Annotated in this window: 18 protein-coding genes; 10 read left to right on the top strand and 8 right to left on the bottom strand. The window is 68.6% G+C overall.

Annotation, left to right across the window (positions count from 1 at the left end; translation table 11 throughout):
- From ACQ66R_RS00215 to ACQ66R_RS00200, 4 genes are read right to left on the bottom strand one after another with little or no spacing between them, the layout of a single operon-like run.
- Positions 1-945, bottom strand: a complete 945-nt coding sequence (locus tag ACQ66R_RS00215; RefSeq protein ID WP_430418167.1) for a dihydrodipicolinate synthase family protein — start codon at positions 943-945, stop codon at positions 1-3.
- Between the two features lie 27 nt (positions 946-972).
- A complete protein-coding gene (locus ACQ66R_RS00210; RefSeq protein ID WP_430418166.1) occupies positions 973-1,776 on the bottom strand; it encodes an IclR family transcriptional regulator in 804 nt (267 codons plus the stop codon).
- Positions 1,777-1,804: 28 nt separating this feature from the next.
- Positions 1,805-3,334, bottom strand: a complete 1,530-nt coding sequence (locus tag ACQ66R_RS00205) for an alpha/beta hydrolase-fold protein (protein ID WP_430418164.1) — start codon at positions 3,332-3,334, stop codon at positions 1,805-1,807.
- Positions 3,335-3,372: 38 nt separating this feature from the next.
- On the bottom strand, positions 3,373-6,267 hold the full coding sequence (locus ACQ66R_RS00200; RefSeq protein ID WP_430418162.1) for a TonB-dependent receptor plug domain-containing protein: 2,895 nt from the start codon (positions 6,265-6,267) through the stop codon (positions 3,373-3,375).
- Positions 6,268-6,602: 335 nt separating this feature from the next.
- Between ACQ66R_RS00200 and ACQ66R_RS00195 the strand changes: the two genes are divergently transcribed.
- Positions 6,603-7,829, top strand: coding sequence for a glycosyltransferase (locus tag ACQ66R_RS00195; RefSeq protein ID WP_430418160.1), 1,227 nt, complete (start codon positions 6,603-6,605; stop codon positions 7,827-7,829).
- Here the strand turns inward: ACQ66R_RS00195 and ACQ66R_RS00190 are convergent.
- The 3 genes from ACQ66R_RS00190 to ACQ66R_RS00180 are packed head-to-tail and all read right to left on the bottom strand — an operon-like array spanning position 7,826 to position 10,078.
- Positions 7,826-8,146, bottom strand: a complete 321-nt coding sequence (locus ACQ66R_RS00190) for an I78 family peptidase inhibitor (RefSeq protein ID WP_430426164.1) — start codon at positions 8,144-8,146, stop codon at positions 7,826-7,828. The genes ACQ66R_RS00195 and ACQ66R_RS00190 overlap by 4 nt on opposite strands.
- 5 nt (positions 8,147-8,151) lie before the next feature.
- Complete coding sequence (locus ACQ66R_RS00185) at positions 8,152-8,628, bottom strand: DNA polymerase III subunit chi (protein WP_430418158.1); 477 nt, start codon at positions 8,626-8,628, stop codon at positions 8,152-8,154.
- A gap of 1 nt (position 8,629) precedes the next feature.
- Positions 8,630-10,078, bottom strand: coding sequence for a leucyl aminopeptidase (locus ACQ66R_RS00180; protein ID WP_430418156.1), 1,449 nt, complete (start codon positions 10,076-10,078; stop codon positions 8,630-8,632).
- A gap of 129 nt (positions 10,079-10,207) precedes the next feature.
- On the opposite strand from ACQ66R_RS00180, the gene lptF reads away from it, so the two are divergent.
- The 9 genes from lptF (at position 10,208) to ACQ66R_RS00135 (ending at position 20,843) form a co-directional block, all read left to right on the top strand.
- A complete protein-coding gene (gene lptF / locus ACQ66R_RS00175) occupies positions 10,208-11,353 on the top strand; it encodes an LPS export ABC transporter permease LptF (protein ID WP_430418154.1) in 1,146 nt (381 codons plus the stop codon).
- Positions 11,353-12,453 (top strand): LPS export ABC transporter permease LptG, encoded by a 1,101-nt coding sequence (gene lptG / locus ACQ66R_RS00170; protein WP_430426162.1) that lies wholly within the window; start codon positions 11,353-11,355, stop codon positions 12,451-12,453. Before lptF ends, lptG begins: the two co-directional genes overlap by 1 nt.
- A 179-nt stretch (positions 12,454-12,632) precedes the next feature.
- The gene (locus tag ACQ66R_RS00165) at positions 12,633-14,963 is read left to right on the top strand and encodes an LPS-assembly protein LptD (RefSeq protein ID WP_430418152.1); all 2,331 of its coding nucleotides are present in this window, start codon (positions 12,633-12,635) and stop codon (positions 14,961-14,963) included.
- A gap of 42 nt (positions 14,964-15,005) precedes the next feature.
- Positions 15,006-16,349, top strand: a complete 1,344-nt coding sequence (locus ACQ66R_RS00160; protein ID WP_430418150.1) for a peptidylprolyl isomerase — start codon at positions 15,006-15,008, stop codon at positions 16,347-16,349.
- Entirely contained in the window at positions 16,346-17,350 is a 1,005-nt protein-coding gene (gene pdxA / locus ACQ66R_RS00155; protein WP_430418148.1) for a 4-hydroxythreonine-4-phosphate dehydrogenase PdxA, read from the top strand. Before ACQ66R_RS00160 ends, pdxA begins: the two co-directional genes overlap by 4 nt.
- Positions 17,347-18,174, top strand: coding sequence for a 16S rRNA (adenine(1518)-N(6)/adenine(1519)-N(6))-dimethyltransferase RsmA (rsmA, locus tag ACQ66R_RS00150; protein WP_430418146.1), 828 nt, complete (start codon positions 17,347-17,349; stop codon positions 18,172-18,174). The genes pdxA and rsmA overlap by 4 nt, the downstream gene beginning before the upstream one ends.
- A gap of 59 nt (positions 18,175-18,233) precedes the next feature.
- The gene (locus ACQ66R_RS00145) at positions 18,234-18,902 is read left to right on the top strand and encodes a DUF969 domain-containing protein (protein WP_430418144.1); all 669 of its coding nucleotides are present in this window, start codon (positions 18,234-18,236) and stop codon (positions 18,900-18,902) included.
- Complete coding sequence (locus ACQ66R_RS00140; protein WP_430418142.1) at positions 18,899-19,849, top strand: DUF979 domain-containing protein; 951 nt, start codon at positions 18,899-18,901, stop codon at positions 19,847-19,849. Before ACQ66R_RS00145 ends, ACQ66R_RS00140 begins: the two co-directional genes overlap by 4 nt.
- On the top strand, positions 19,833-20,843 hold the full coding sequence (locus ACQ66R_RS00135) for a DUF2891 domain-containing protein (RefSeq protein WP_430418140.1): 1,011 nt from the start codon (positions 19,833-19,835) through the stop codon (positions 20,841-20,843). The genes ACQ66R_RS00140 and ACQ66R_RS00135 overlap by 17 nt, the downstream gene beginning before the upstream one ends.
- Here the strand turns inward: ACQ66R_RS00135 and ACQ66R_RS00130 are convergent.
- Positions 20,840-21,256, bottom strand: a complete 417-nt coding sequence (locus tag ACQ66R_RS00130; RefSeq protein WP_430418138.1) for a GFA family protein — start codon at positions 21,254-21,256, stop codon at positions 20,840-20,842. The two genes, ACQ66R_RS00135 and ACQ66R_RS00130, sit on opposite strands and share 4 nt — an antisense overlap.
- Positions 21,257-21,269 lie beyond the last annotated feature (13 nt).

Here is a 21,269-nt window from a genome sequence, read left to right as displayed (position 1 = left end):
TCAGGCCGCAGGGCGTTGCGAGAGGCCGGCGCCTTCGACGGCCGCCTTGATGCGGGCCAGTTCGTCCGGCGACGGGGCGATGGTGGGCGGGCGCACCGTGGCGCGGTCGAAGATCCCGGCGGCGGCCATCGCGGCTTTCATGCAGGCATGCGCCTCGCCCGTCGGCTCGCCGTCGCCGTAGACCGACTGCTTGAGCGGATCGATGACGCCCTGGATCTGCATGGCGCGCTTGAGGTCGCCTGCGGCCACAGCGTCCAGCAGGTCCTGGATGAGGCCCGGGATGAGCGAAGCGAAGCCGACCAGCGCGCCGTCCACGCCCTGGACCATCGAGGCCAGCAGGTACTCGTCGTGGCAGGTCAGCAGCGCCTTGTCGGGCGCCGCGGCGCGGATGGCCTTCAGGTCACGGGCGTACTTGTTCATCTCGCGCGTGCCGATCTTGAAGGCATGCACATGGTCCAGACGCGCGAGGTCTGCGAGCAGCTCTGATGAGAATGAGGCCTTCGTCCAGGCCGGGTAGACGTGCACCACCAGCGGCAGCCCGCAGGCGTCGCCGATGGCGTTGAAGTAGTCGATCACGTGCGAGGGCCGGAAGCCGAACCGCAGCCAGTGGTGCGGCGGCATGATATCCAGCGCGGAGGCGCCGGCGGCCTTCGCGGCCTTCGCCTGCTCGACCGCGTCCAGGATGCCCTCGCAGACGATGGACGAGATGACCGGCACGCGGCCGTCGACGGCCTGGACGGTGATCCGGGTGACCTCGGTGCGCTCGGCCGGTGTCAGCGAGAAGACCTCGCCAGTGTGACCGTTGGTCATCAGCGCCTTGATGCCGCGCTGTCCGGCCAGCCAGCGCGCAAAACGGGTAAGCCCTGCCGCATCGATGCTGAAGTCTTCTTGGAACGGGACGGCGATCGCGGGGATCAGTCCCTTTAGGTCGAGCGAATGCGGCACGGGATCAGGGCTCCGAAGTGTGAAAGGTCAGGGTGAGTGTCGGTGCGCCGCCATCCCGCCGGCCGCGCGGGCGGCTTCGGACAGGCGTTCGGCGGCGTTTCGGGTGGGCTCGAGGGCGTCGGCAAGGAACTCGTCCACCGTGCGGCCGAAGGCCGGGGCGGCGGCGCTCAGGCCCGCGATCGGCACGCCGTCGACGTCGGTGATCGGCGCGGCGATGACGCGAAGGCCGGTGACCGTCTCCTGGTCGGAGAAGGCGTAGCCCAAGCGGCCGGTCTCGGCGATCTGCTCCAGGATGCTGTCGATATCGATCAGGGTGTGATCGGTCAGACGCCGCGGCGGGCTGGCGTCGAGCACCGCGCGCTGGGCGTCCACCGGCATCCGCGAGAGAATCGCCCGGCCGATGGCCGACGAGAAGGCCGGGACCCGGTTGCCGACGCGGATGTCGACCGCCAGGCGCTCCAGCCCCGCCTGGATGCGCTCGATGTAGACCACCTCATGGCCGTCGAGCACGCCGATCGAGGCGGCCTCGACGCGCTCGCCGACGATCGCGCGCAGAAGCGGTCGGCCAAGGCTGCGGAGATCGGACCGCGCGATGGCGTTGAAGCCGAGGTCCAGGCATTTGAAGGTGAGCCGGAAGCGCCGCGTATCGGGCACCCGCTCGACGTAGCCCAGCATGACGAGGGTGTTGAGCAGGCGGAAGGCGCCGGCGTTGTCGAGGCGGGCGGCGCGGGCCACGTCCGCCAGCACCATCTCGGTCGCATCCGGACCGAAGGCCTGAAGGACGGCAAACGCCTTCGCCACCGACTTCACGATGTTCTTCTCGTCGCTCATGGGCCCCTCGCTCATCATCGTCCCGGGGCTATTTGGCGTGCTTTTCGAAGAACTTGAAAATCTCCGGCAACTCGGTCTCGAAAGCGCTCGCGTGGGTGCCGCCGGGAACCTCCACATATTCCGGCGTCACACCCCCGGCCTTGAGGGTGGCCATGGTCTCGCGGACACGGTCCAGCATCAGGTCGTCCCGCTCTCCGACGACCACGCGGATCGGCAGTTTCGAGAGGGCCGGGACGTCTTCCGCGATCACGCCGCCGTAGGCGCCGGGGGCGATGGCGGCCCACATCTGGTTGTGCCGGCCGCCGATCCACCACGTGCCGCCGCCGCCCATAGAGTTGCCGGTCAGGTAACGGCGGCGCGGGTCGATGTTGTACTCGGTCTCGACCAGGGCGGTGACCTGGAGGACGTCCTGCTCGCTGCGTTTGACGCGAGTCATGTCGCGTCCCGCAAGCCCGGCGAGCCCGCGCTCGGATCCATAGGCGCTGTTGAGGCGATAGCCGAGTGGGGTCACCACCACGAAGCCGTGCTGTTCGGCCAGCTTCTGCATCCGGCCGCCGTCGCGACCCAGCATGTTGGTCTCGTCCAGGTTCGCGCCGTGCAGGGCGACCACCAGCGGCCAGCGCTTTGCAGGCGTCCAGTTCGTTGGGACGTACACCTGGTAGGGGATGAGTTCGCCGGTCTCCGCGAAGCGGTGCGCGCGATTCTGGAGTCCGGTGGCCTGGCGCACCGGATCACGACCTGCCCTCAGCGCCCCCGCGATATCCGACGAGCGCTTGATCGCGGCCGGAAAGTCATAGGAAACCACCTCGCGCCGACCCGCCTTCATCGCCTGGGCGAGCGCGAAGGGATACTCTGCCAGCGCCTTGGCTTCCTCATGTCCGGCCACCGTCGCAAGCTCACGCTTGAGGGCCGTGTAGCGCGCGTCGAGGTCACGCACGAGGTAGATCGGCTGCACGATCTCGGTGGTCGCCGCGCCCGCAGACACGCGGGCGATCAACAGGTAGGCGCCGTCCGGCAGGTCACCCAACCGGGTCGAGATCGACGTCGGGTAGGCGCTCAAAGCCCCCTGCCCCAGCGGCCGGATCAGGCTCCCCTTCTTGGGCGTGGCCGATGTGGTCGGCTGGCTGGCGTAGAGGTCGAGCGCGTACGTCATCGGCCCGGTCGCCGGATAGAGCATCTCGGCGGTCAGGACGTCGCCCGCGCCAGTCCAGATCTGGCTCGGCGTCCGCAGCGCCACGGCGCCCAGACGCTCCTGATCCGGTGTCCAGGGGCGTCCGTCCATCAGGCTCACCGCGCGCCAAAGCGTGCGCCGGGCCTCGGGTTCGGATTGCTTCGCGGCTTCGGCGACCAGGGCGTCCACCTGAGCCTGGACGGACGGCGCGACACCCGAGCGGAGCTGACCCACTGTCTGCGTCAGGACCTGCATCCCAGGTCGGAAGGCCAGTCGCCAGGCGGCGTCCTGCTGCACAGGCGTAGCCTTCGCCGCCGGCTCGTAGTCGACAAGCTGAGCGCTGGCCTCGGCCACCGCGATCGTACTGATCGCGGCGCCGAGGACCATGGCGGCCCGCGCTGGGAGGAAGCTGGCGCGGGCCACGATCAGAAGCCGAACCGCAGGCCGACCTTGAAGGTGCGACCGACGTAGTCATAGGGGTTGCCGCCCAGGTTGATCGCCGCGATAGCGAAGGCGGGCGGGTCTTTATCGAGCAGATTGCTGACGTTGGCGTAGAGCTGGAACTTCTTCCCGAAGCGCTCGAAGTCGTAGGCCCCGTTCATGTTGAAGTAGACGTGGGCCGGGAAGACGTTCTTGTTGATGCTGGTCGACAACGCCGGGTCATAGCCGTCCTGGCCCGGACCGAAGAACAGCGCCGAGTAGCGGATCGGCGAGAAGGCGCGCGCCTGAAGCCCCAACGTGAACGGCTCGAGGCGGTAGTTGATATAGGCCATTCCGACCCATTTGGACTGGCCGGCCTGGACCCCTGCGTTGTCCACCGTAATGCCCAACGGGCCGGGACGGTCCGTCGTCTTCAGGTGGGCCAGGTGCGTGACATAGAGGTTGAGGTCCAGCGAACCCGGCAGGTTCAGGGCCTCCAGGTCGGTTCGATATCCCACCTCGAAATCGACGCCCTCGGCCTCAAGGATCGACTGGTTGAAGGGCTGGGTGAAGACCTTCGCAATCCCGAACGCCGAATTGTCGAACGTGATCGCCGAGCAGTAGGTCGTCACCTTCTGGAAGCAGCGCTGCAGAATGTCCGTGGCGCCGACCGACGCGATCACGTCCTTGATCTTGATGTTGTAGTAGTCGGCCGACAGCCGCAGCCCGGTGAGCGGGCCCCCGCGCGCCTGCCACGTCGCGCCGAACGAGAAGGTGTCGGCCCGCTCCGGCACGAGGTCCGGGTTTCCCGTGGTTTGCACCGGCAGTCGGGCCGACTGGCCGTTGAACGGGTTCACGAACGAGCCCGTGGCCGAGATGCCGCCCAGCGAGAACAGTTCCGACAGCGACGGCGCGCGGATGTCTCGCGAGCGGGTGATGCGCAACAGGACGCCGTCGATGGGCTCCCACGTTCCGCCGAGCTTCCAGGTCGTGACCGCGCCGCTGGTCTTGTAGTCGGTGCGCCGGACGGCGGCGTTCACCCCCAGCGCCTCGAAGCCGGTCATATCCTTCAGAAGCGGGACCTCGACCTCGGCATACGCCTCCTTGACGTTGTTCTTGCCCGAGTAGGACTTGTTGTTGCCCGACGAGTAGAGCCCGAGGATCTGCAGCGGATCGGCCGTCTGCTCCAGGGTGTCGCGGCGGTACTCGGCGCCCGCGGCGAACGCCACCGCCCCGGCCGGCAGGTCGAAGAGCGTCCCGCCGATGTTCAGCGCCAGGTCGTGGCGGATGATATCGTTCCGGGTGAACTCCAGGCCCGCCACGTAGTCGCGCGCCGCCTGCGAGACGTTGCCCGCGCCGAACGGATTCAGGGGCACGCACCCAGGCTGGACCAGGCCCGGCTGGATGGTGTTGGTCAGCCGGTTCGTGGCGAAGTTCGGATTGGTCGCGATCGGGCCGCAGACGATGTTGCCCGCGGCGTCCAGGACCGCGTACTCGGCGGCCGCCAGGTTCGCTTCGCGGGTGCCGTAGATCTTCGAGTCGATGACCGACTTGCCGTAGTTGTACGAGAGATCCCAGTTGAACGTCTCGAACACCTTGCCCTTGAGCCCGGCAGAGGCCTGGAAGGTCCAGTAGGTGTTGTCGCCAGAGGTCCCCAGCCACTCGGTGTCGACGCGGCCCATGTCGAACGAGGCGATGTTGTTGGCCGCCATCAGGGTCCGCACCTGGTTCGGCAGGTAAGGGTTGCTCTGCAGGATCGTGACGGTGGGCGTCTGGTGGTACTGCGACAGCGTGAAGACGTTGGCCCACGCATAGCTGGCCTGGGCCCAGGCGGTGGTCGCCTCGTTCACGTCGTAGACGGCCTTCGCCATCGTCGAGAGCTGCTCCAGCGGCTGCTTGAGGTTCCACTGGGCGATCGGCGTCGCGATCGGGTTGCTCGATGAGTTGATCATCAGGTTGCCGAACACCGGGCCTCGGACCAGACGGTAGAGGCTGCCGTCGCCGGCGAAGGCGAACTGATTCAAGAGCGTGCTGGTGGCGCCCGTCGCCGTCCGGGCCGTGTTGATCACGCCGCCCGGAGTCTGGGTCGCGTACTCGACGCCGTTGGCCCAGCCGAACGCCGGCGTGCCGGCAGGACGCGCTGCGCCGAACGACAGCGGATTTCCCGAGTTGCCCGGCTCCACCTCGCTCCAGCCGCGGCTGTAGATGTTCCCGACGCCGTCATTGTCGTTGTAGTCGCCACCCGCGATGATCCGCAGTCGGTCGTCCATCAGCGACAGGCCGGTGGCCAGGCTGAAGCCGATCTCGTTGTTGTCGCCGCGCATCGAGCGGCCGGCGTAGACCGAGCCCTGCAGGCCCTCGATCTTGTCCTTCAGGATGAAGTTGACGACCCCGGCGACCGCGTCCGAGCCATAGGCGGCCGACGCGCCGCCGGTGACCACCTCGAGCCGCCGCACGAGCTCGACGGGAATGATGCTGGTGCTGGTGGTGCCCTGCGCATTGGTCGGCACCGGCCGCTGGCCGTCGATCAGCATCAGGGTGCGCTGGCCGCCCAGGCCGCGCAGGTTGGTCACGCTCTGGGCGGTCGAGATCGAGCCGGCGTTCCGCTGCACCTGGTTGGGGCCCGAGTTCATGCGCATCGCCGGCAGCTGGGCGATGATGTCATCCACGGATGACGGGGCGGTCTGCTTGAACTGGTCCGCGTTCAGCACCGTCAGCGGCGTCGGCGAGGTCATGCCGGAGTTCTGGATCCGGCTGCCCGTCACCACGACCTCGTCGATGGTCTCATCGGCCGCGCGGCCGGAGGCCGCAGCCTGGGCATGGGCGGCCGGCGCGCCGGCCAGCAGCGCCACGAGGCTCGCGCCTCCCACCAACAGCTTCGAAAGCTCGGAACTCGCCATCCTGTTTCCCTTCCCCTTGTTCGTTATTCGGATTACGAACTTTAATTCGCCATATGAATACGCTTCGTCGGGGCGGCAGGCAAGCCGTGGATGACACTTGGATGACGCGAGGGCGCCCGCGCCGGCGGACTGGACCCAACTGGTGGCTAGAGTTGGCGGCCTCTCGGCCCGGGGCTCTCGCCACGAGCGCGGTAGCCATGTGCGCGGCCCCGTGGCGACGGCGGGCGAGCGAACAGGCCGCGTGAGCAGGCAGCGGGGCCGCCCACCCCGGACGGCTGAAGCAGGATGCCCTCGAGGCCTTGGCGTGGGCAGGCGGGCCACGCTAAAGCCCTGCGATGCCGCGCGGCGTCCTGTTCGTTCACAACAACTTCCCCGCCCAGTTCCGGGACCTAGCCGCAGGGCTCGTGGCGCGCGGCGCGCCGTGCTGCGCGATCGCCCAGGATCATGCCGGCGTCATGGGCGCCGTGCGGACCGCCCGCTACACGCTGCCCCGCGGCTCGACGCCGGGGATCTATCCTCTGGCCGTCCGTGCCGAGGCCGACCTGCTGCGCGGCCGAAGCGCCTACGAAGCCGCGCGGGCGCTACAGAACGACGGCTGGGATCCAGAGGTTATCGTAGGCCACCCGGGCTGGGGCGAGATGACCTTCCTGCGGGAGGTGTTTCCGAACGCGAAGCAGGTCGCCTTCGCCGAGTTCTACTATCGCGGTCGTGGCCTGGACGTGGGCTTCGACACCGAGTTCTTCCCCTTCGAGCCGGAGTCGGTCTTCAAGGCCGAGGCCAAGAACGCGGTGATGGCTCTGGCCTACGCCGAAGCCGACGCCATCGTCTCGCCGACCGAGTTCCAGGCCGCCGCGCTGCCCGCGGCCTTCCGTGATCGGGTCCGCGTCATCCACGAAGGTGTGGACGTCGATGCGATCCGCCCGGCGCCGGCCGAATCCTTCGCCCTCGACGACGGACGCGTGATTGCGCCGGGCACACCGGTGATCACGCACGTGAACAACAACATGGAGCCGCTGCGGGGTCTGCACATCCTGGCCCGCGCCCTTCCACGGTTGCTCCGTGAGGTTCCGGACGCCCAGGTGCTGATCGTCGGCGACACCGACAAGCGAGCCTACGGCGGCTCGGCGCCCGAGGGCCGCACGTGGCGCGATGTCTGCTTCGACGGCGTGGACTACGATCCGGCCCGGGTGAACTTCCTGGGCCGCGTCGCCCACGCCCGGATGCTGGCGGCGCTGAGGCTGGGCGTGGCGCACGTCTACTACACCTATCCCTTCGTCCTCTCGTGGTCGCTGGTCGAGGCGATGGCGTCCGGCTGCTACGTGATCGGTTCGGACACGCCGCCGCTGCACGATGCGATCGAGGACGGCGTCAACGGCCGCCTCCTGCCGTTCTTCGACGTCGACGCCCTGTCGGACGCGTTGATCGCCGCATGCCGCAGCCCTGCGGAGTCAGCCGGAATGCGCGCCGCGGCGCGGGCGACGGCGGTCGCGGCATTTGATCGGAACAAGGGCCGCGCGGCCTGGATCAGCCTGCTGCAGGAGCTGGGGCTCACCCTGCCCTAGCCGCAGCGAACCTCGGTGATTTTCCCAGAGCCGGCGTCGAACAGGAAGTTCAGGCGGTTGGGATTGTGATCCATGGTCATCGGGCAGGTGGTGCAGAGCACGCGCTGCAGGTTGGGTTGCACCGGCACCGGGATCTCTGAGCGCGGTCGACCGATCAGGTGGCGGTGCGCGGCGGCGTTGCAGGCGTCGACGACGACGGGGCGCTCAGGCTCGCGAGGCGGCGCGACCTGGGCGAAAGGTGGCGGCGGCGCGAGCGGCGGGGTGTCCTGCGGTGTCGAACAAGCCGCCAACGCCAGAAGGCTCGCCAGAAGGATCACCCGCCTCAAGCCTGCTTCTCCCATCCGCGCGCCTGCTGCTTCCAGTACGAGACCGGCAGGCCTCTTGCCTTCACAGCGCTCCACTGCGCCCGGGCGTTCCGCAGCTGGTCATCGTCATTGCCGTCGAACAGCACGACGCAGCGTTTGAAGGCCGCCAGTTCGCCGGGCTCGGCGCCATCCACCAGGAACAGCGCGTCGGCGGCGTTGGCGTTCTCGACACCCGTCGTCAGCAGGATCGGCTGGCGCGCGGCGCCCGGTTCGTCGGCCGGCGCATGCGGCAGGAAGCTCTCGTCGCGGTAGGACCAGAGCCAGCCGTCCAGGTGCTCGATCCGCTCGGGCGCCGACGAGCGCACGATGGCCTTCCAGCCCCGCTGCAGGGTCTTCTCGAGGAGCTCCGGCAAGGCCTGGTCCAGCCCGGTGCGTTCCAGGTGATAGAACCAGACCTCGCAGGCGGCGGCCCCCGCTGGATCCTTGGCGGACACCTCAGCCCTCGTACTTGTCCCGCACCATGCGGTTCAGCAGCCGGATGCCGTAGCCGACGGCGCCGTCCGGGATGGTCGGGACCGAGGACGGCTTCTTCCAGGCGGTCGACGCGATATCGAGGTGCGCCCACGGGACGTCGTTCACATAGCGCTTGAGGAACAGCGCCGCGGTGATCGAGCCGCCCGGCCGGCCGCCGGTGTTCTTCATGTCGGCGATCATCGAGTCGATCTGCTTGTTGTAGGCGTCGGGCATCGGCATGCGCCACAGGCCCTCGTCCTCGCTCTTGGCGGCGTCCAGCAGGTTGCCCGCCAGCTCGTCGTTGTTCGAGAAGCAGCCCGCATAGTCGTTGCCCAGCGAGATGATGATCGCGCCGGTCAGGGTGGCCAAGTCGACCATGAACTTGGGCTTGAAGCGGTCCTGGCAGTACCAGAGCGCGTCGGCCAGCACGAGGCGGCCCTCGGCGTCGGTGTTCACCACCTCGATCGTCTGGCCCGACATCGAGGTCAGCACGTCGCCGGGGCGATAGGCGTTGCCGTCGGGCATGTTCTCGACGAGGCCCAGGATGCCGACCGCGTTCACCTTGGCCTTGCGGGCGGCCAGAACGTGCATGACGCCGGCCACCGTGCCCGCGCCGCCCATGTCCCACTTCATGTCCTCCATGCCGTCGGCGGGCTTGATCGAGATACCGCCGGTGTCGAAGCACACGCCCTTGCCGACGAAGGCCACGGGCTGGGCCGACTTGTCGTCCGCGCCGTTCCAACGCGCGATCACCAGCTGGCTCTCACGAATGCTGCCCTGGCCCACGGCCAGCAGCGAGCCCATGCCCAGCTTCATCATCTCGGCCTCGCCCAGGACCTCGATCTCCAGGCCCAGGGATTCCAGCGCCTTCACCCGGGAAGCGAACTCGGCGGGGTAGAGGACGTTCGGCGGCTCTGAGACCAGGTCGCGGGTGAAGCTGATGGCGTCGGCCAGCGCCGCCAGGTCGGGGAACGCCGCCAGCGCCGCGTCCGGGTCCGCCGTGGCCACCAGGGTCTTGGTGATGGACGGCTTCTTGTCGGCCTTTTCCTTGGTCCGGTACTTGTCGAATCGGTAGCTCGCCAGACGCACGCCCAGGGCGGCGTGGGCGGCCAGATCGGCGCCGCCGGAGACGTCCACCCGCAGGGTTTCGAGGCCCGAGGCCTTCACGGCGTTATAGCCCGTGGCCGCCGCGTGCTCGGCGCCGATGAGGTCGAAGGCGTCGCGCTTGCCGGCGCCCACCAGCACTAGGCGCGCCGCAGCCAGGCCTTGAGGCGCCGGGATATCCAGCGTCTGCCCCTTGCCGCCGGTGAACCGGCTGGCCGAAACCGCCTGGCCAATGGCGCCGTCATGGGTGTCGCCTTCGAAGACAATGCGGGCCACTGCCGTTCCGGCAGCGATGGCGGCGTCGGCCGCAACGAACTGGATATCCATCTTCCGTGTTCTCTCTCGGGCTCACTTTCGCCACAGCCACGGTGAGTTGTGCGGCGGGGCGACGCATGGTTTAGAACAGGTCCGCGGACGGGGCGCGCCCAATCTCAGCCTAGGCCGTTTTTTGCACTGATGCGCCTGATCGACCGATATCTCCTGCGCCAGCTGATGGGGCCGGTGGCCCTGGCCACCCTGGCGCTCACGGCTGTAGCGCTGCTCTCGCAGAGCCTTGCCGGTCTCGACCTGATCGTGAACCAGCGCCAGAGCGCGCTCGTGTTCCTGAAGGTGACGCTGCTGTACATGCCGCAGCTCATCAACCTGATCCTGCCGATCGCAGTGTTCGTGGCCGCCCTGGTCGCGCTGAACCGACTGCACACCGAGCAGGAGATCGTCGTCTGCTTCGCGGGCGGGATGAGCCGCTGGCGGGTGATCTCGCCGGCGATCCGACTGGCCTGCACCGTCGCCTTCCTGGCGCTGCTGATGAACATCTTCGTCCAGCCACTGTCGTTCCGGACGTTGCGACAGGAACTGTTCGAGGTCAGGACCGATCTGGCCGCCACTCTGGTGCGCGAGGGCGAGTTCACCGAGCCGACCCCGGGCCTGACCGTCTATGCTCAGAGCGTCGATGGCCAGGGCAACCTGCGCAACCTGTTCATCCACCAGATCAAGCCCGATGGGGCCACCACCACCTATACCGCCGAGCAGGGCCGCGTGGGCCGCGCCCAGGGCCGGCCGGTGCTGTTCATGACCAACGGCACGAACCAGGAGTTCTCCAGCCGCGGCGTCCTGAACTACCTGACCTTCGACGAATACATCTTCGACCTGGCTCCCCTCGCCCGCGCCGACGAGCTGATCCACTACAAGCCGTCGGACCGCTACCTGCACGAGCTGTTCTTCCCCGACCTGCAGCAGGACTGGGAGCGCAAGAACCGGCTGGACCTGCTGGCCGAGGGCAACGCCCGGATCGCCTCGCCGCTCTACAATATCGCCTTCATGGCGCTGGCCTTGAACGCCATCATCGGGGGCGGCTTCTCGCGGCTGGGCTACGGGCGGCGCATCGCCACCATGGGGGCCGTCGCGGCGGGCGTACGACTCGTGGGCTTCCTCGTGCAGTCCGGCGCCGAGGACGAGGCGTGGCTGAACGTGCTGCAGTATCTCGTGCCGCTGATCACGATCTGGGCGGCTCTGGCCCAGATCTTCCGCGGCAAGGTCAGCCGCCACATCGACATCACCAAGCGGCCGCTCCAGCTGGCCGGTCGCGCCGGGGCCCGCGCGTGATGGGGCTGGGACGCATCGAGCGCTACGTGGTGGGCTACACCCTGCTGGGCGTGCTGATCTGGCTGGCGATCCTGTCGTCGGTGGTGATGCTGATCCAGTTCGTCGAGCTGTCCAGCCAGGTGGGCACGCGGGCCGACGTGGGCGCCAGCAGCATCCTGCAGCTGACGATGCTACGACTGCCGTCGCTGGTTCAGATCCTGCTGCCGTTCTGTTTCCTGTTCGGCGGGATCACTGCCTTCGTCGGCCTGAACCGCCGTAGCGAACTGGTCGCCATGCGGGCCGCGGGCGTCTCGGCCTGGCGCTTCATCCTGCCGTCGGCCGCCGCGGCCATGGCGCTGGGTGTGGTGGTGGTGGCGGGGGTGAACCCGATGGCGGCCGCCATGAATGGCCAGTTCGAGCTGCAGCGCGCGCGCCTGATGGCCAACTATCTGGGCGACCAGCCCAAGGACATCTGGCTGCGCCAGGGCGACGACACCAGCCAGATCGTGATCCACGCCAAGGCCCGCGACGCCCGGCAGGGGGCTGTGACGCTGCGCGGCGTCTCGCTGTTCATCTACGAGAAGAACGCCAAGGGGCAGCCGGAATTCCGGCGACGCCTTGAGGCCAGCGAAGCGACCCTGATGCCGGGCTTCTGGCGCCTGAAGGACGTGCGCGAAGCGACGGCCGGCGACTCGTCGATTCGGTCCGACACCCTGACCATCCGCTCGACCCTGGACGCCGAGGCGGCGATGGAGAGCCTGGCCTCGCCCGAAGCGATCGCGTTCTGGCGGCTGCCCAAGGCGATCCAGCTGACCGAACAGGCCGGGTTCTCGGCCTCGGGCTACAGGTTGCGTTTCCACCAGCTGCTGGCGACGCCGCTGCTCTTCGCGGCGATGGCCGTGCTGGCGGCGGCTTTCTCGCTGCGACTCACCCGGCTTGGCGGACTGGCCGGCCTGGCGGGGGCCGGCGTGGCGCTGGGGTTCGTGCTGTTCTTCTTCAACCAGTTTGCGGGCGCGCTGGCGAAAGCCGACATCATCCCGCTGTTTGCGGCGGCCTGGGCGCCGGCGGTCGTCGCCGCGCTCGCAGGGCTCACCCTGCTTTGCTACACGGAAGACGGTTGAATCGCCGGCCTGCGGAGCTAGTACATCCCAGGCCTGACTGAATGAGCGCCGCCGGGCCGCAGAGCTTCGCGCCGTAGGGGATCGAGAGGGTTGATGAGTCCGCGTCGGCGCACGCCGCGACCCCCAGAGTCGTTTGCCTATGGCGAGCGGCGCCTGAAGTTTGTCTGGAGCGCGTTCTAATGGCGAAACCGACTTCCACTTTCGCCGAACGCGTCAGGGGTAAGCGCGCCCTGTTCGCGGGCGCCGCGGCCGCCCTCCTCTGGACGGCCTGCGCTCACGCGCAGGGGCCTGCCGGGCCCAGCCCGGACGGGCTCCAGAAGGACGAGATGTACATGGAGGCCGACGAGGTCATCCGTGAGGACGATGCCGGGCTGACCACCGCGAACGGCAACATCGAGGTCCGCTATAACGGCCGCACGCTGCGCGCCAACCGCCTGATCTACAACGACCAGACGGGCGTCATCCGCGCCTACGGCAACATCGTCATCATAAACTCGGACGGCACGTTCGAGTACGCCGAGGAGATCGTCCTCGACGAGGACATGCGCGCCGGCGTGGCCCTGGGGTTCTCGGCCCGGCTGCAGGAGAACGTGAAGATCGCGGCGGCCACCGCCGCCAAGCGCAACGAGAACGTCGAGGAGCTCAGCAAGGCGATCTATACGCCGTGCGAGATCTGCGCGAAGGACGGCTCCGTCAAGACGCCCACCTGGTCCATCGCCGCCGAGCGGGTGATCCGCGATAAGAAGCGGCGCGTCGTCTACTATCGCAACGCCCGATTCAAGCTGTTCGGCGTCTCGGTGGTCTACCTGCCGCTGTTCTGGCACGCCGACCCGGCCGCCGAGCGGTCATCGGGCTTCCTGGTGCCGAAGGCCTCGGTCTCGGACCGGCGCGGTCTCTCATACGAGCAGCCCTACTACTGGGTGATCTCGCCCTCGACCGACGCGATCATCAGCCCGCAGGTGAACTCGAAGATCGCGCCGTTCCTGAACGGCCAGCTGCGCAAGCGCTTCTACTCCGGCGATGTGGATTTCCGGTTCGGCTACACCCACGCCCGCGACTTCGACGGCAAGGGCAACGAACTGCCCGGCACCTCGACCGACCGCAGCTATATCCTGGGCCGCGGGTCGTTCCAGATCGACGAAAAGTGGCTCTGGGGCTTCACCGCCGAGCGCGCGTCGGATGACCTGATCTTCGACAAGTACGAGATCGGCAAGGTCTATGACACCCGGGGACCTTACATCGCCGACGACCGGCGGCTGATCTCGCAGCTGTACGCCATGCGTCAGGACGAGCAGTCGTACTTCTCGGTCGCCGGGATGACGATCCAGGGCCTGCGCCCGGGCGCGATCGACCCCGTGACCGGACGCGCCGTCGGCGAGAACGACCGCGTTTTCCCGATCATCGGCCCGCTGGTCGAAGGCCACTACGAGCCCGCACCCAAGATCCTCGGCGGTCGCTTGCGCGCCCATACCAGCGCCGTGGTGCTGAGCCGCGAGCAGTCGCAGACCGACCTTTCGCGACGCCTGCCCGGCCTCGACAGCGCCCGGGTCACCGCTGACCTGGACTGGCGGCGGGCGTATATCTCACCGGCCGGCCTGCGGCTGGAGCCGTTCGCCACCGTGCGCGCCGACGCCTATCGGATCCAGGACATCCTGACCGGCGTAGGCTCGGCCACGCGCAAGGACAACATGACCCGCGCACTGGCGACCGCCGGCGTCGACATCACCTATCCGTTCTACAAGCGGCTGAGCGACGCGACGGTGGTGGTCGAACCGGTTGTGCAGGTCGCCGCCTCGCCCAACGCCAAGCAGGTCGTGATCGGCCGCAACACCGCCGGCGAGCCGATCTACCTCAACGAGGACTCGATCGCCTTCGAGTTCGACGAAACCACCCTCTTCCGGCCCAACAAGTTCCCCGGCTATGACCTCTACGAGGACGGCGTGCGCCTCAACATGGCGGGGCGCGCGACCGTGATGTGGGACGACGGCCGCCGCGCCAACTTCCTCGTCGGCCGCAGTTTCCGGACCGAGGAGAACGCGGTCTTCACCAACCGCAGCGGCCTGCGCACCAAGGCTTCGGACTGGATCGTGTCCGCCGACGCTCAGCCGATCCGCGGCATGTCGGTGTTCGCCCGGGCCCGCCTCGACAGCGACTCGCTGGACGTCCACAGGCTGGAAGCCGGCGCGAACGTCTACAACAAGTACGGATCCGGTTTCGTCCGCTACCTGACCGACGACTTCGACATCAACGGCACGAAGCGCGAGAACCTCGACCTCGGCGGCGAGCTGAACCTGGGCAAACGCTATGGCGTCAGCTTCTATGGTCAGCGCGATCTTTCGCAGGACAGCTGGGTCATTCGCGACGTCGGTGTGTTCTATCGCGACGATTGTCTGCGGGTTGATGTGATCTATCGCCGCGAAGACACGATCATCGGTCGTCTGCTACCCAGCGAGTCGGTGTCCGTACGCCTAACGCTCGCCACATTGGGCGGCTCATTCAATGGGCGTTAGAATGGTCACCGAACTGCGGTGTCTTATAAGGTTTTCCTATCCATGAAGCGTCTACTGTCAGGCTCTGCGGCGCTTGGCGCGATCCTCGTTTGTGCGCTCGGCGCGCCACACGCGCTCGCCCAGCAGCCGGAGGTGGTCGGCACGGCTCCGGCCGACGCTCCGGTCGCGCCCGCTCGCGCCGCACCCGAGGGTCTTTCGGAATCCGTCGCCGCCGTGGTGAACGACGACATCGTCTCGACCTACGACCTCGGCCAGCGGATGCGCCTGCTGATCGCCACGTCGGGCGTGCAGCCCACCCAGGAGAACCTGCCCCAGTTCCAGCGCGAGGCGCTGGTCTCGCTCGTCGACGAGCACCTTCAGTTCCAGGAACTGCGCCGCGTCGAGAAGGAGCAGAAGATCGACATCGTCGCTGACGACAATGACGTCAACGAAGACATCGACGACATGGCCAAGCAGAACAACATGAGCCGGGACCAGTTCCTGGCCTACCTGGCCTCGCGCGGCATCGGCGCCGATACCCTGCGCCAGCAGCTGCGCGCGCAGATCAGCTGGGGCCGATGGATCCAGGGCCGCTACGGCTCGCGCCTGCGGGTCGGCGACGACCAGATCGCCGCGGCCCAGGCCCTGCTCGCGGCCCAGGCCAGCAAGCCGCAGTATCAGATCGGCGAGGTCCTGATCGACGCCAACCGCGTGGGCGGCATGCCGCAGGCCATGGCCGGCGCCGCTCAGCTGGTGCAGCAGATGCAGCAGGGCGCGCCCTTCCCCTCGGTCGCCCGCCAGTTCTCGGCTCTGCCCACGGCGGCCAACGGCGGCGACGCCGGCTGGGTCAGCCCCGGCGAGATGCCGCCCGAGGTCGAGGCGGTGCTGGAGCAGATGCGCCCGGGTCAGCTGTCGCAGCCGATCCAGGTGCGCGACGGCGTCTACATCCTCTACCTGCGCGACAAGCGCGCCGGCGGCAGCGCCGAACTGGTGAACCTGAAGCAGGCGGCCGTCGCCCTGGCACAGGGCGCATCGGCCGACGAAGAGGCCGCCGCCCGCGCCAAGCTGTCGGGCCTCAAGCCGCAGATCAAGGACTGCGCCACGCTGGAAGCCACCGCCGGCAAGACCCCTGGCGTGGTGGCCGGGGACCTGGGCGAGGCCGAAGTCGCCGACCTCGCGCCGCAGTTCCAGGACGCCGCGAAGAAGCTGAAGGTGGGCGAGGTCTCCGACCCCATCCGCACCTCGGCCGGCCTGCACCTCGTGGCGGTGTGCGCCCGTCGCGCCGCCGGCGGCGGCATCGCCGACAAGGAGCAGATCGAGCGCCGCCTCCGGGGCCAGCAGCTGAGCATGATCGCGCGGCGCTACATGCGTGACCTCCGCAACTCGGCCACCATCGAGACCCGGTGAAGACCGGGCCGCTCGCCCTCACCCTCGGCGATCCGGCGGGCATAGGCCCCGAGATCGTCGTCAGGGCGTGGCGGGCGCTCCGACGCGAACGGATCCCGTTCTTCGTGGTCGGCGACGCGCGGACCTTGGCCTCGGCCGCGAACGGCGATGGCGACGCCGTGCGCACGATCTCGTCGTCCGAGGAGGTCGAAGCCGTATTCGCGGACGCGATCCCCATCCTGGATCTGCCGCTGACGACCCCGGTGGTGGCGGGCCAACCCTCGCCCGCGGCGGCCGGACCGATCATCCAGTGGATTGAGACGGCGGTCGGACTCGCCCTCTCCGGGGCAGTCTCAGGCGTGGTGACGGCGCCGATCGCCAAGGCCCCGCTCTACGCCGCCGGCTTCAAGTTTCCCGGCCACACCGAGTTCCTGGGCGAGCTGACCTCCGCGGCCAGCTTCGAAGGCGCGCGCGGGCCGATCATGATGCTGACGGCCGCCGACCTGCGCGCCACGCTGGTGACCGTTCACGAGCCGCTGTCGAGGGTCGCGGACAAGCTGACTCTTGAGGCGCTCGTCCATGCGGGCCTCGTCACCGCCCAGGCCATGCAGCGCGACTTCGGCATCGCCGCGCCCCGGATCGCTGTGGCGGGCCTGAATCCTCATGCCGGCGAAAGCGGGACGATCGGCCAGGAAGAAGTGAAGCTAGTGGAGCCGGCCGTTCGGGCGCTGCGCGAGCTGGGCGTGGACGCCAAGGGCCCCTACCCGGCCGACACCATGTTTCCCGCCGAGGTGCGCGCCACCTATGACGCGGCGCTGTGCCTCTATCACGACCAGGCGCTGATCCCGGTGAAGATGCTGGACTTCTGGGGCGGCGTGAACGTGACCCTGGGCCTGCCGATTGTGCGGACCTCACCCGACCATGGCACCGCCTTCGACATCGCGGGCCGCGGGATCGCGCGCGCCGACAGCCTGATCGCCGCCATCCGCCTGGCCGCCGAGATCGCGCAGCGCAGAACGTGAGCGGCCTCGACACCCTGCCCAGCCTGCGCGAGGCGCTCGAGTCGCACGGCCTGTGGGCCAAGAAGGCGTTCGGTCAGCACTTCCTCCTGGACCTCAATGTGACCCGTAAGATCGCACGCCTGGCCCAGGTGGGCGAAGGCGATCACGTGATCGAGGTGGGCCCCGGGCCTGGCGGCCTGACGCGGGCGCTGCTTGAGACCGGCGCCAGCGTGACGGCCATCGAGAAGGACGAGCGGTTCCAGCCGCTGCTGGCCGAGGTGGCCGAGGTGGCGCCCAGCCTGACCCTGGTGTTCGGCGACGCGCTGAAGGCTGACGAGGCGGCGATCGCGGGCGATCAGCCGGCGCACATCGTCTCGAACCTGCCCTACAACGTCGGCACGCCGCTGCTCATCAAATGGCTGATCGGGCCATGGACACCCGCCTCGATGACCCTGATGTTTCAGCGCGAGGTGGCCGACCGCATCACCGAGGGGCCCGGAGCCGACGCCTACGGCCGCCTGGCCGTGATCGTCCAGGCCACCTGCCGGGCGGAGCGGGTCCTGGACGCCCCGGCCCGGGCCTTCACGCCGCCGCCCAAGGTGGACTCGGCGGTGGTGCGGCTGGAGCCCCACGCGGAACGGCCCAGCGCAGAGCGCCTTGACGCCCTCCAGCAGATCACGGCCGCCGCCTTCGGCCAGCGCCGCAAGATGCTGCGCTCCAGCCTGAAGCTGATGGGCGGCGAGAGCCTGATCCTGGAGGCCGGCCTCGACCCTCAGGCCCGCGCCGAGGTGATCCCGGTCGACGGGTTCCTGGCGCTGGCTGACGCCTGGCTGGCGCGCCGCTAGACGCTCGCCCACTATGGGCTCGGATTCGCCAAGGCGGATCACGGGACGGGGGAGCTGCAATGCTGACGCTACTGGGCGTGGCCGCCGTTGTGGTCGGCTTCGCTATACGGCTGAACCCGTTGCTCGTGGTGGTGATCGCCGCCTTCGTCACGGGCCTGGCCGCCGGTCTCTCTCCGGTCGAAGTGCTCAAGGCGTTTGGCAAGGCCTTCAACGAGAACCGCTTCGTCAGCGCCGCCTACCTCGTGCTGCCGGTCATCGGCGTGGTCGAGCGGGCCGGCCTGCAGGAGCGGGCCCGCACCCTGATCGGCCGGTTCAAGGGCGTCTCGGTCGGGCCCTTCCTGATCGTCTACCTGGCGTTCCGCCAGATCACGTCAGCCCTGGGACTGACCTCGATCGCCGGCCACGCCCAGAGCATCCGGCCCATGGTCGCGCCGATGGCCGAAGGCGCGGTGGAGGCCCGCACCGGCCCCCTCGACGCCGACACCCGCCAGGCCACCCGCGCCATGGCGTCGGCCACGGACAACATCGGCCTGTTCTTCGGCGAGGACATCTTCATCGCCATCGGTTCGATCCTCTTGATGGTGGGCTTCCTGGCCACCGCCGGCATCACCATCGACCCGATCCACGTGTCGATCTGGGCGATCCCGACTGCGATCGTGGCGTTCCTCATCCATGGCGGCCGCCTGATCTTCTTCGACCGCAAGCTCCGCGCGAGGGCCGGCGCATGATCAAGCTGGGCGCGGTCTACCTGCTGGCGGGCCTGGTGTTCGCCGCCTTCGCCGTCCTCAGCGCGATGGACCGAAACAACGGAAAGCGCATCGGCAACGCCGTCTTCTGGGCGCTGGTCGCCACCAGCTTCCTGGCCGGCGACCATATCGGCGACCTGGGCAACGGCGTGCTGGTGCTCGGGCTGGCCCTGATCGCGGGCCTGGGCCTGCTGGGCCGCGGCGAGCCCGCCACGACCTCGACAGAGGACCGCAGGGCGCTGGCCGAACGGTTCGGGGAAAAGCTGTTCATCCCGGCCCTCACGCTTCCCGTCGTGGTGGCGTTCGGCGTGCTGGTGCTGAAGCCGGTGACGATCGGCGGCGTGCCCCTGCTGGATCCCAAGCAGGCGACCCTGATTTCCCTGGCCCTGGCTGCGGTGATCGCCGTGGGCGTGGGGTTGATCCTGTTGCGCCAACCCCTGATGAGCCCGCTGCAGGAGGGCCGGCGGCTGATGGACACTGTGGGCTGGGCGGCCCTGCTGCCCCAGATGCTGGCGGCCCTGGGCGCGGTGTTCGCCATCGCGGGCGTCGGCGAACTGATCGGCCAGTTGGTGACCAGCTACATCCCCATGGACGCCCGGCTGACTGCCGTCGCCGTCTACTGCCTGGGCATGGCCGGGTTCACGATGATCATGGGCAACGCCTTCGCGGCCTTCCCCGTGATGACCGCGGGGATCGGTTTGCCCATCCTGATCAAGCAGTTCGGCGGCGATCCTGCGGTGGTCGCCTCGATCGGCATGCTTTCGGGGTTCTGCGGCACGCTGATGACCCCGCTGGCCGCCAACTTCAACCTGGTGCCCGCCGCGCTGCTGGAGCTGCCCGACCGCTACGCGGTCATTAAGGCGCAGATCCCGACCGCGCTTCCCCTGCTCATCGCCAACGTGATCCTGATGTATGTCCTTGCCTTCTGATCGCCTGACGCCGGACCTGGCGTCGAGGTTCGCCCGCATCGCGCTGCGGCACGTCGGGCGCGAGTTCCCGAACAAGATGGACACCGTCCTGACCGGGCCGGGCGACGTGAAGGGCCCGCGCGCACAGCATCCGATCTTCTTCGGCAGCTTCGACTGGCACAGCTGCGTGCACGGCTACTGGACCCTGGCGACGATTCTGCGGCTGCACCCGGATCTTCCGGAAGCGGCCGACATCCGCGCGCTGTTCGACGACAGCTTCACGGCCGCAAAGGTGGCCGTCGAGACCGCCTACGTCCTGCGCCCCGCCTCCCGCGGCTTCGAACGGCCCTACGGCTGGGCGTGGCTGCTGAAGCTGCAGGCCGAGCTGTTGGCGCATGACGCCTCATGGGCGACCACGCTCCAGCCGTTGGCGGACGCCTTCGCGCAGCGGTTCCGGGAGTTCCTGCCGCTCGCGACCTACCCCATCCGGACCGGGGTGCATTCCTCGACGAGCTTCGCGCTGGCGCTGGCCAGCGACTACACCCGCGCGGCCGGCGACGCCGAGTTGTTCGACATGTTCGAGACCAAGGCCCGGCGCTGGCACCGTGACGACCGCGCCGCCCAGGCCTGGGAGCCGTCGCAGGACGATTTCCTGTCGCCGACCCTAATGACTGCCGTCTGCCTGCGCCGGTTGCTGCCGCAGGAAGAGTGGCGTCGCTGGTTCGACAACTATCTGCCGCTGGCCGGAGATTGCCGTCCGGCCAGCCTGTTCAGTCCTGCGACCGTCAGCGACCGCACCGATGGCAAGATCGCCCACCTGGACGGCCTGAACCTCTCACGGGCCTGGTGCTGGCGCGAGATCGCCTCGGGCCTGCCGGCGTTCAACCCCGCCCGCGAGGCCGCCGAACGCGCGGCAACGGCCCATCTGGCCGTGGCTCTGCCCCATGTGGCGGGCGACTACATGGGCGAGCACTGGCTGGCGTCGTTCGCCCTGCTGGCCCTGCTGGCAGGCTAGCCGACGGGCGGCATCCGCGGGAACTGCGGCAGACCCTCGTGGGTCAGGTGCCAGGGCTGAGCGTCCTCCATGTAGAGGTGGAGGTTCGGCGCGTAGGGCGAGGGATCGTCCAGAGCGCCCAGCTTGACCGGGTAGAACGGCGTCCCTTCAGACGTGACCGTGTAGAGCGGCGTCCCGCATTCGGGGCAGAATGCGCGGCCAACCTCGTTGCCGCTGTCGGCCTTCGAGACGTGGACCTTCGGCTCGCCTTTGGTGATCGCGAAGCCGGGCTTCATGGCCAGCGCCACGTAGTTCGGCGGCCCGCCGGTGGCGTACTGGCAGGCTCGGCAATGGCATACACCGACGCCCGCCAAGGGCCCCGCGATCTTGAAGCGGATCGCTCCGCACGCGCAGCCGCCCTCGATATCGCTCATGGTGTCGTCCCCC

The sequence above is a fragment of the Phenylobacterium sp. genome (assembly GCF_965284355.1).
Classification (GTDB): domain Bacteria; phylum Pseudomonadota; class Alphaproteobacteria; order Caulobacterales; family Caulobacteraceae; genus Phenylobacterium.
Note: the sequence above shows the minus strand (reverse complement) of the source record. Positions and strands in the feature narration are given on the sequence as shown.

Coding starts and splice junctions, on each gene's coding strand:
- ACQ66R_RS00210 (WP_430418166.1), bottom strand. CDS start 1,776: ATGAGCGACGAGAAGAACATCGTGAAGTCGGTGGCGAAGGCGTTTGCC.
- ACQ66R_RS00205 (WP_430418164.1), bottom strand. CDS start 3,334: ATGGTCCTCGGCGCCGCGATCAGTACGATCGCGGTGGCCGAGGCCAGC.
- ACQ66R_RS00200 (WP_430418162.1), bottom strand. CDS start 6,267: ATGGCGAGTTCCGAGCTTTCGAAGCTGTTGGTGGGAGGCGCGAGCCTC.
- ACQ66R_RS00195 (WP_430418160.1), top strand. CDS start 6,603: ATGCCGCGCGGCGTCCTGTTCGTTCACAACAACTTCCCCGCCCAGTTC.
- ACQ66R_RS00180 (WP_430418156.1), bottom strand. CDS start 10,078: ATGGATATCCAGTTCGTTGCGGCCGACGCCGCCATCGCTGCCGGAACG.
- lptF (WP_430418154.1), top strand. CDS start 10,208: ATGCGCCTGATCGACCGATATCTCCTGCGCCAGCTGATGGGGCCGGTG.
- lptG (WP_430426162.1), top strand. CDS start 11,353: ATGGGGCTGGGACGCATCGAGCGCTACGTGGTGGGCTACACCCTGCTG.
- ACQ66R_RS00165 (WP_430418152.1), top strand. CDS start 12,633: ATGGCGAAACCGACTTCCACTTTCGCCGAACGCGTCAGGGGTAAGCGC.
- ACQ66R_RS00160 (WP_430418150.1), top strand. CDS start 15,006: ATGAAGCGTCTACTGTCAGGCTCTGCGGCGCTTGGCGCGATCCTCGTT.
- ACQ66R_RS00145 (WP_430418144.1), top strand. CDS start 18,234: ATGCTGACGCTACTGGGCGTGGCCGCCGTTGTGGTCGGCTTCGCTATA.
- ACQ66R_RS00140 (WP_430418142.1), top strand. CDS start 18,899: ATGATCAAGCTGGGCGCGGTCTACCTGCTGGCGGGCCTGGTGTTCGCC.
- ACQ66R_RS00135 (WP_430418140.1), top strand. CDS start 19,833: ATGTCCTTGCCTTCTGATCGCCTGACGCCGGACCTGGCGTCGAGGTTC.
- ACQ66R_RS00130 (WP_430418138.1), bottom strand. CDS start 21,256: ATGAGCGATATCGAGGGCGGCTGCGCGTGCGGAGCGATCCGCTTCAAG.